Annotated in this window: 11 protein-coding genes; 6 read left to right on the top strand and 5 right to left on the bottom strand. The window is 59.0% G+C overall.

The genetic code is table 11. The features are described 5' to 3' along the window. A partial coding sequence (locus T18_RS27930; RefSeq protein ID WP_323455261.1) for an FAD-dependent oxidoreductase occupies window positions 1–616 on the bottom strand: 616 nt, incomplete at its 3' end. A 75-nt stretch (window positions 617–691) separates the two neighbouring features. Between T18_RS27930 and T18_RS23540 the strand changes: the two genes are divergently transcribed. Then, window positions 692–1306: a TetR/AcrR family transcriptional regulator C-terminal domain-containing protein gene (locus T18_RS23540; protein ID WP_038496418.1), complete on the top strand. Its 615-nt coding sequence runs from the start codon at window positions 692–694 to the stop codon at window positions 1304–1306. Window positions 1307–1345: 39 nt separating this feature from the next. Here the strand turns inward: T18_RS23540 and T18_RS23535 are convergent, their stop codons facing one another. Beyond that, a complete protein-coding gene (locus T18_RS23535) occupies window positions 1346–2203 on the bottom strand; it encodes a LysR substrate-binding domain-containing protein (protein ID WP_038496421.1) in 858 nt (285 codons plus the stop codon). A gap of 87 nt (window positions 2204–2290) precedes the next feature. Here T18_RS23535 and T18_RS23530 point away from each other — a divergent pair, with 87 nt between their 5' ends. Next, on the top strand, window positions 2291–2992 hold the full coding sequence (locus T18_RS23530) for a haloacid dehalogenase type II (RefSeq protein ID WP_038496424.1): 702 nt from the start codon (window positions 2291–2293) through the stop codon (window positions 2990–2992). 13 nt (window positions 2993–3005) lie between these two features. Then, window positions 3006–3797, top strand: a complete 792-nt coding sequence (locus T18_RS23525) for an aldolase (protein ID WP_038496427.1) — start codon at window positions 3006–3008, stop codon at window positions 3795–3797. Window positions 3798–3859: 62 nt separating this feature from the next. Here the strand turns inward: T18_RS23525 and T18_RS23520 are convergent, their stop codons facing one another. Continuing rightward, complete coding sequence (locus tag T18_RS23520) at window positions 3860–4780, bottom strand: LysR substrate-binding domain-containing protein (RefSeq protein ID WP_038496430.1); 921 nt, start codon at window positions 4778–4780, stop codon at window positions 3860–3862. A 98-nt stretch (window positions 4781–4878) separates the two neighbouring features. On the opposite strand from T18_RS23520, the gene T18_RS23515 reads away from it, so the two are divergent. Genes T18_RS23515 through T18_RS23505 form a run of 3 tightly spaced genes read left to right on the top strand, consistent with a single transcriptional unit; the run spans window position 4879 to window position 6886 of the window. Beyond that, on the top strand, window positions 4879–5670 hold the full coding sequence (locus tag T18_RS23515) for an SDR family NAD(P)-dependent oxidoreductase (protein WP_038496433.1): 792 nt from the start codon (window positions 4879–4881) through the stop codon (window positions 5668–5670). A gap of 14 nt (window positions 5671–5684) precedes the next feature. Next, window positions 5685–5987: a putative quinol monooxygenase gene (locus T18_RS23510; RefSeq protein ID WP_038496437.1), complete on the top strand. Its 303-nt coding sequence runs from the start codon at window positions 5685–5687 to the stop codon at window positions 5985–5987. A 56-nt stretch (window positions 5988–6043) separates the two neighbouring features. Then, a complete protein-coding gene (locus T18_RS23505) occupies window positions 6044–6886 on the top strand; it encodes a type 1 glutamine amidotransferase domain-containing protein (RefSeq protein ID WP_038496439.1) in 843 nt (280 codons plus the stop codon). 386 nt (window positions 6887–7272) lie between these two features. Here T18_RS23505 and T18_RS27925 read toward each other — a convergent pair whose 3' ends face one another. After that, on the bottom strand, window positions 7273–7404 hold the full coding sequence (locus tag T18_RS27925; RefSeq protein WP_272870618.1) for a hypothetical protein: 132 nt from the start codon (window positions 7402–7404) through the stop codon (window positions 7273–7275). 23 nt (window positions 7405–7427) lie between these two features. After that, the coding region (locus T18_RS27920) for a nucleotidyl transferase AbiEii/AbiGii toxin family protein (RefSeq protein WP_323455260.1) at window positions 7428–7872 on the bottom strand (445 nt) is incomplete at its 5' end.

The raw sequence follows: 7872 nt of genomic DNA, 5'->3' as shown, positions 1-7872 counted from the left end.
GAGGCGCGATCATCACCGAGCCATGCTCGTTGGTGACCGACACGACGGGTTTTGCCGGCGGCGAGGCAAGAACCACGTCTGCAAGCATGAGAGAGTTGCGGGCTTCTGCTCCCTCATATGAGATGCCAGCGTGTTCCCGCACGATGCTGCGGGCGCCATCCGCTCCCACCACATAGGAGCCGGAAAACTCTCCGGCGTCGGTTGAGATGTGCACGCGGTTTCCGTCGTCCATAATTTTGGTTGCTGCCACGCCCCGCACGATGACGACACCGAGTTCAGTCGCGCGTTCTTCCAGACGCTCCTCGGTCACGGCCTGCGGAAGAAACAGTGTGTAGGGGAAGCGCGTGTCGAAGGCTGAGAAATCCCGCCGCGTATCGAGGGCGGCGTAGTGGCCGGTCGGGATCGGTTTGCCCGTCCTCAGGAAGCGATCGGCGAGACCGCGCAGGGCAAATACCTCCAGCGAACGCCCATGGATGGTGAGTGCACGCGACTGCGCCGTCCGCTCCGTTCGCCGCTCGAGGACGGCGACATCCACACCGGCAAGTTTCAATTCGCATGCCAGCCACAGCCCGACAGGCCCGGCGCCGACAACAATAACATCATAGTTCATTTTCATGAGGGGTGCTCCAATCTAACGTTGTTAGATTTGCCTAACAATGTTAGAGAGTCAACGGTAAAACTGGAGACGGACATGCGCATTGTGAAAACCGAGGTCATCGCGACGGCGCTGAAGCTGCTTGATGAGGTCGGCATGGAGGGGTTGACGATGCGTAAGCTGGCGGACGCCCTGAACATCCAGGCACCGTCGCTCTACTGGCATTTCGCCAACAAGGACGCCTTGCTCGAGGGGATGGCGGATGCCCTCATGGAGCCGGTCGCCGCAAGCAATCCGGAAGGCGAGGCCTGGGATGCGAGGCTTGGGCGCGTGGCTTCCGAAGTGCGCGAGGCCCTGCTGTCTCGCCGCGATGCTGCGCGGGTTTTCGCTGGCACCTATCCTTTATCTGATAACGTGCTGCGCGTCGGCTCGTTACTGATCGGCGCCCTCAAACAAGCAGGTGCTGACGACCGCACTGCAAGCTGGGGCGCATTCACGCTGATCTATTTTGTGATCGGCTTCGTAATTGAGGAGCAGGCCTTGGGCGGAAAAAAGACCAGCTCCGGCAGTGAGGAGGCGCGAGTTGCCGCTGAGTTTCCGCTCGCTGTGATCGCAATGCGTGAGATTGCCGGAACAAATGCCGATCAACGTTTTTCGTTCGGGCTCGATCTGCAGATCATGGGCTTGAAGGCGGCGCTTCGTCTTCCTTGAGACGGTAGCGAGGTTACCCGCACATCTTTGTCCAGGACATTATGGCCCCAGACTATCCGCCAGGAAGCGACCCAAAAATTTGGCTTCGGCGGAAAGACTTGCCCGGCCCTTCACCAATGCCATCTCGGACGCGGGCTGATCGTCGAAGCCGTCAGATGGCCCAAGTTGCCTGTGTTCGGAAAGCACGGCGTCTGATGGGAGGAGACTGATCCCGAGGCCGGAGGCAACCGCCGCCTGCACACCCATCAGCCCTTGGCTGGTATATGCGATCCGCCAACGACGACCGCTGCGCTCGATCGCACGGATGGCACGATCCCGGTAGATGCAGCCGACGGGAAACACCGCGAGTGGAACCGGATCCGCGTCGACGGACCCTGTGGTGCTTTCCACCCAAACCAGCTTCTCCTTCCAGCTGGCTAGACAGGCCCCGTCTCCAGGCTCGCGCTTGATCAGAGCAAGGTCGATCTCGCCCGCATCCAGCAGGCGGCGAAGCTCGGTGCTCCAGCCGCTGACCGTATCGAGCCTGATATGTGGAGAGGCTGCAGAAAATCCTAACAACAGGTCGATCAGACGCCTCCCGGCAAAATCTTCCGGCACGCCAAGACGGACCGTGCGCGGGGCCGCAGGCGTTCTTAAAACCTCGGCGGCCTCATCTGCCATGGCAAGTATCTTACGCGCATAGCTCAGCAGCAACTCGCCGGCTTCCGTCGTTTCAACGGTACCGGTCGATTTGTCCCGCCGCAGCAGCGGGGTCCCCAAATTGACCTCCAGCTTCTTGATCTGCTGGCTCACCGTCGATTGCGTCAGGTGTACCCGTTCGGCAGCTTTGGTGAAGCCGCTGCAATCGACGACTGCAGCAAAGGTTTTCAGGAGATCCAGATCGAAACCGAAGCTCATTTGATTTCTCAATGAAGACGATGATGAGATTTAATTTCTCAATCCGTGCATGTTTTGTCAATCTCGGGAAAATCATGGAGAAGACATATGACCCTGACTGGACCCAAGCCGACCTGGCTGACCTTTGATTGCTATGGAACCCTGATTCAATGGGACGAAGGGCTGCTTGCAGCAATGGACAGAATACTGTCCGCAAAAGGTTGCGATATCGACCAAAAGGCCTTCATCTCGATCTACGATCACCATGAACATGCGCTGGAAGTGGAGCGTCCGCACCGTACGTTTGCCGAGGTCAGCGCGCTTGCCCTGGAACGAGCCATGGGCGAGTTCGGCCTTCCGTTTGAGGTTTCGGATGCCGAAATCCTGATCTCGTCGATCGGCAAGATGCCGCCGTTTCCCGAGGTCGTGGCAACCCTTGGAAAGTTGAAAGATGCAGGTTTCCGGTTGGCGATCATCTCCAATACTGATGATGCCATCATTGATGGAAACGTGGCCCAACTTGGTGGCCACATCGACCGCGTCATCACTGCTGAACAGGCCGGTGCCTACAAGCCATCCAGCCAGATCTTCCATCATGCCTGGAAAAGCCTCGGCATCGGTATGGACGACCTGGTGCACATCTGCGCCAGCCCGCATCTTGATCTTGCCGCAGCGCGTGAGCTCGGATTTCGCAGCGTCTGGATCGATCGTGGTACGGGCCGCAAACCGCTCGCTGACTACCACCCGAATGAAATCGTTCCGACGCTCGACAAGCTCCCCGCAGTGATTGCCGCGGCTGGCTGGATGTAACAAGGAGACAAGCATGGCTCACGAACTCAATATCTCGAATGCAAATGCCGCTGTTCGCCGCAATGTCTCGTTGGATACCGATGAGATATGGCAGGCACGGGTCGATCTGGCCGCCTGTCTGCGGATGGCGGCGCGGCTGGGGCTGGAAGAGGGTATCTGCAACCATTTCTCCGCCATCGTGCCCGGCCATCCCGACCTCTTCATCGTCAACCGTCTGGGTTGGGCCTTTCAGGAGGCGACTGCCTCGTCACTGCTGATCTGCGACTTCGAGGGCAATGTGGTTGCCGGGGATGGCGTACCGGAGGCAACCGCATTCTATATCCATGCGCGGTTGCACAAGATGGCGCCGCGGGTCGGTGCTGCCTTTCACACTCATATGCCGAACGCCACCGCGCTCAGCATGGTGGAGGGCGAGCCATTGGTCTGGGCAGGCCAGACGGCGCTCAAGTTCTACGGCCGTGTGGCGGTTGACGAGAACTATAATGGCCTTGCTCTGGACGAAAGCGAAGGCGACAGGATCGCCTCCGTGCTCGGCGACAAGGACATCCTGTTCATGAGAAACCATGGCGTGATGGTCTGTGCGCCAAACATCGCCGAAGCCTGGGATGATCTCTATTATCTCGAACGTGCTGCCGAAGTTCAGTTGAAGGCAATGGGTTCCGGCCGCAAACTGCTGCCAGTCTTACCCGCTGTCGCCTCCGAGGCAGCACGGCAGATGCGGGAAGGGGACCCGGAAAGCGCAAGGATGCATCTGGAAAGCATCCGGCGGGTCCTCGAACGGCAGGCACCAGAATATCGCGATTGATCGGATAAGAAAGGCGAAGCATCAAGCATCTTGAAGTGCGCCTTTCCATCTTTTTCTCCGGGTCAGGACGTCCCTTTCAGCAGAGGTGAATCTCCCAGTGTCACGACCATATGTTCGATGAAGGCACGGACGCGGTGGGGCAGGGGACCACCACCGACATAGACGGCATGCACCAGTTCAAAATCGCCTGGATTGAAGTCTTCGAGCAGTGGAATCAAACACCCAGCGGCGATGTCGTCGGCCACATGAAACAGGCCGACGCGGGCAATGCCGGCGCCGGCCAACGCCATTTGCTTCATCGTCTCGCCGTTGTTGACGACGATGCTGCCTTTGACCGGTTGCGCGATGTCCCGGCCGTCGCTGCGAAAGGGCCAGGACGGCCTTGCACGGCGGAAATTGAATGTTAGGCAGTCGTGCTGCGCGAGGTCCTTAGGCTTTTCAGGCGAACCCCTGCGCGCCAGATAGTCGGGTGAAGCGCAGACCACGCGCCGGCTCTGCCCCAGCTTGCGGGCGATCAGGCCGCTGTCCGGCAGGTTGCCCATGCGGATAGCGACATCGGTTTTTTCTGCGACCAGGTCGACAATTCCGTCGGTGAAGGAGAGGTCGACGATCAGGTCGGGATTGCGCGCGATGAATTCCGGAATCGCCGGAGCAACGAACATCGTGCCGAACGGAATTGTGGTGTTGATCCGCAGCCGTCCACGGACTGCGCCACCTGCTGCTTCCTGCTCCGCCTCGTTCAGTTCCTGCAAAATCCGAAGCGCGGCATGATGATAGGCCTCGCCTTCTTCTGTCAACGTGAGTGCGCGTGTCGTTCGCACCAAAAGGCGCGTGCCAAGCCGTGCTTCCAGACGGGCGATCAACTTGCTGACTGCTGATGGCGTGATGTCCAGATTGCGCGCGGCGGCGGAGAAACCTCCATCCTGAACAACGCGGGCAAACACTTCCATCTCGCCGGAGCGTTCCATCAGAATGCGCGGCATTGATGATCCTCATTCACAGGTGCATGTCTTCTGCGGGCAATAGTGTGAATTGAGCTTAAATCATAAGTTTCCCCCAGCAACAATCTGGAGACACGGATATGGATCTGCAACTGAACGGAAAAACCGTCCTCGTGACCGGCGCCACCGCAGGCATCGGCCTCGAAATCGCCCGCACGCTCGCCACAGAGGGAGCGCGCGTCGTCATCACAGGACGCGACCCCGCCAAGCTCGACAGCGCGATTGCTGCCATTAAGGCATCCGGCGGTCTACACATCTCTGGCGTTCTGGCAGACGCCGCCAGCGCCGAAGGGGCGGCGATCATCGCCAAGGCCGAACCGTTGATCGATATCCTCGTCAACAATCTCGGCATCTACGAGAGCAAGGCCTTCGGCGACATCACTGATGCCGATTGGAGCCATCTGTTCGACGTCAATGTCATGAGCGGGGTACGTCTGTCGCGCACCTATCTTCCCGGCATGCTGGAGCGCAACTGGGGCCGTATCATCTTCATCTCGAGTGAGTCAGGCCTCGCCATTCCGCAGGATATGATCCACTACGCGACGAGCAAGACGGCGCAGCTCTCGATTTCGCGCGGATTGGCGCAGCTGACCCGCGGCACCAATGTCACGGTCAATTCCGTGCTGCCGGGTCCTACCCGCTCGGAAGGCATCGAGGCCTTCCTGCGTAGCCAGGCAAGCGACCCGTCCGCGCCGATCAAGGAGATAGAGGCTGAATTCTTCGCCACGGCTCGCTCGGCTTCGATCCTGCAGCGCATGGTGGAAGCGGAGGAGGTTGCAAACCTCGTTGCCTATCTCGCCAGCCCCCGCTCATCCGCCACGAACGGTGCAGCCCTTCGTGCCGAAGGCGGTCTCGTCAACACCATCGCTTAAGAAAGTTGCTATCCATGTCAAACACGCCTTTGACCATCATCGCCATCACCACCGCCAAGCCCGGCAAGGAAGCGGCCCTTGGTGCCGCCCAGGAAAAGCTGGTCACTGAGACTTTGGCCGAAGACGGCTGCCTTCGTTACGAGCTCCATCGATCGCTCGATGATGGACGCGTGCGCATCTTTGTCGAAACCTGGGCAAGCGAGGACCAGTGGCGCGCCCATATGCAGGGCGCCGCCATGCAGCGGTTTCAGGCGAGCGGCGTCGGGGACGATTTCGCCGACTTTGCCCTGCACCGGCTGACCAAGGTCGCGGGCTGATCAGCCTTCGTCTCCTGCATTCCCAAACAGAATTTCTCATATTCGGAGACAAACCCATGAAACCTCTGCGCAGCCTTGCCATCACTCTTGCACTCGGCGCCGGCACTCTCAGTGCCCATGCCGGAAACGTGCTGATCGTCCTGTCTGATTCCGATCGCCTCGACCTGAAGGACGGCAAGGTATTCAAGACCGGTTTTTACCTCAACGAGTTGATGCAGCCGGTGCAGGCGTTGCGCGCCGCCGGCCATGAGATCACTTTCGCCACTCCGAAAGGCACCGCGCCTTCCGTCGACCGGACATCCATCGACAAGATGTATTTCGGCGGTGATGAAGCGGCGATGAAAGCCAGCGAAGAGCAGCTTTCGGAACTGGGCCTGATGTCGCGCGAGACGTCGCCGGTCATCAGCCTCGCGCGGGTTGAGCAGATCGGTTACAACCATTTCGACGCGGTCTATGTCCCGGGCGGTCATGCACCTATGCAGGATCTTCTGGTGAGTTCCGAACTCGGAAAGCTGCTCACCTGGTTCCATGAGAACGGCAGGACGACCGCACTGGCCTGCCATGGTCCCATCGCGCTCCTCTCCACTTTGCCGGACGCACATGGGTTCGTGACGCAGTTCGAGACGAGCGGAACCGCGAAGGCACAAACGGACTGGATCTATGCCGGCTACAAGTTCACTGTCTTCAGCAACCAGGAAGAGGAAATGGCCAAGGGACTACTGGGTGGCGGCGAGATGAAATTCTATCCGCAGGATGCGCTAACACAGGCGGGCGGTCAATTCAGTCAGGCTGATGCAGCTTTCTCCGCGCATGTCGTAACGGATCGCGAGCTGATCACCGGCCAGAATCCCGCATCAGCCCCGGCTGTGGCCCAGGAACTGCTGAGCCGATTGAAGTAGCATCTGCCGATGTCGCCTCACTGGGCGCGATCGGTTACGGCTTCACTGCAATGTGGATCATTGCCGTGTTCGCTGGATTGGTTCTGGATCACATCGGTCGCGCATATACGCCACCATTGTCCTCCCTCGAAATCAGGCTTTGCATTCTGCGCATAGCTGCACTGCAGCAAAGTCTATTTCGTGTGCAGCGAAAATTGGTACTTTGGTTCTCATCGAAGCAATGCATCTCCTCCCGCAGAGCTTCGATTTGAGACGGCCCACTCCTCCTCCCAAGGGGCGTCTGTCAGAACTGCGGCACTCCTCCTCCCAGCCGTTGTTCGGTTCTTTTCGAAAAGCCTGCCGCACCTCCTCCCGCGGCAGGCTTTTTCGTTCTTGGGACTGGCTGATCAGAACCCGGGATCGAGCTGCTGCCCTTGCCCTTTTTTCGCTGTCGAGCGACGAAAAGGTGATCCCCAGCCGCACCGGTAGTCTGAACAGAAGGCCGAGGCGAGCAGGGTCTCTGCAATTTCCAGGGTCATGTCGATTTCCAAGATCGACGCAGTCAACCGGCGACCGGATCCTCGTTGAGGAAACGCTCCAGATCCTCGATGCTTTTCATGACAGCCTCGAAATCAGGCGGTGTCGCAAAGATCATCGCCGACATTCTGTCGTAGTCAGTCGCCAGTTTCTTGCGCATATCGGCCGTCGGCACCAGCCGGAAACTGCCGGGTACTGCCCGATCATAGCGATGGTCCGGTGCACGGAACATCAGTTCCTTGTGCTGCCGGCACGCTTCGGCAAGATCGAGCATGGATGCCGTCGCCTTTCCGTAGTCTGGATGCGTCCAGATCTGATGAACATCGTAATAGTGGCGCGAGTATCGATTGAGGTCGGGGACCTTCCTTTCCGCATTCTGGTCCGCGTTTCGTTTCTCGGTCATTTCCGTCATGGCATGAAGGATGAGGACCTTTTCCCAGAACGTCCGCTCGGGCTTGACGGTCATCACA

The organism is Rhizobium sp. TBD182, assembly GCF_001950375.1.
Taxonomy (GTDB): domain Bacteria; phylum Pseudomonadota; class Alphaproteobacteria; order Rhizobiales; family Rhizobiaceae; genus Agrobacterium; species Agrobacterium tumefaciens.
The sequence above is the reverse complement of the archived record's forward strand: the minus strand, read 5'-3'. Positions and strand labels throughout refer to the sequence as shown.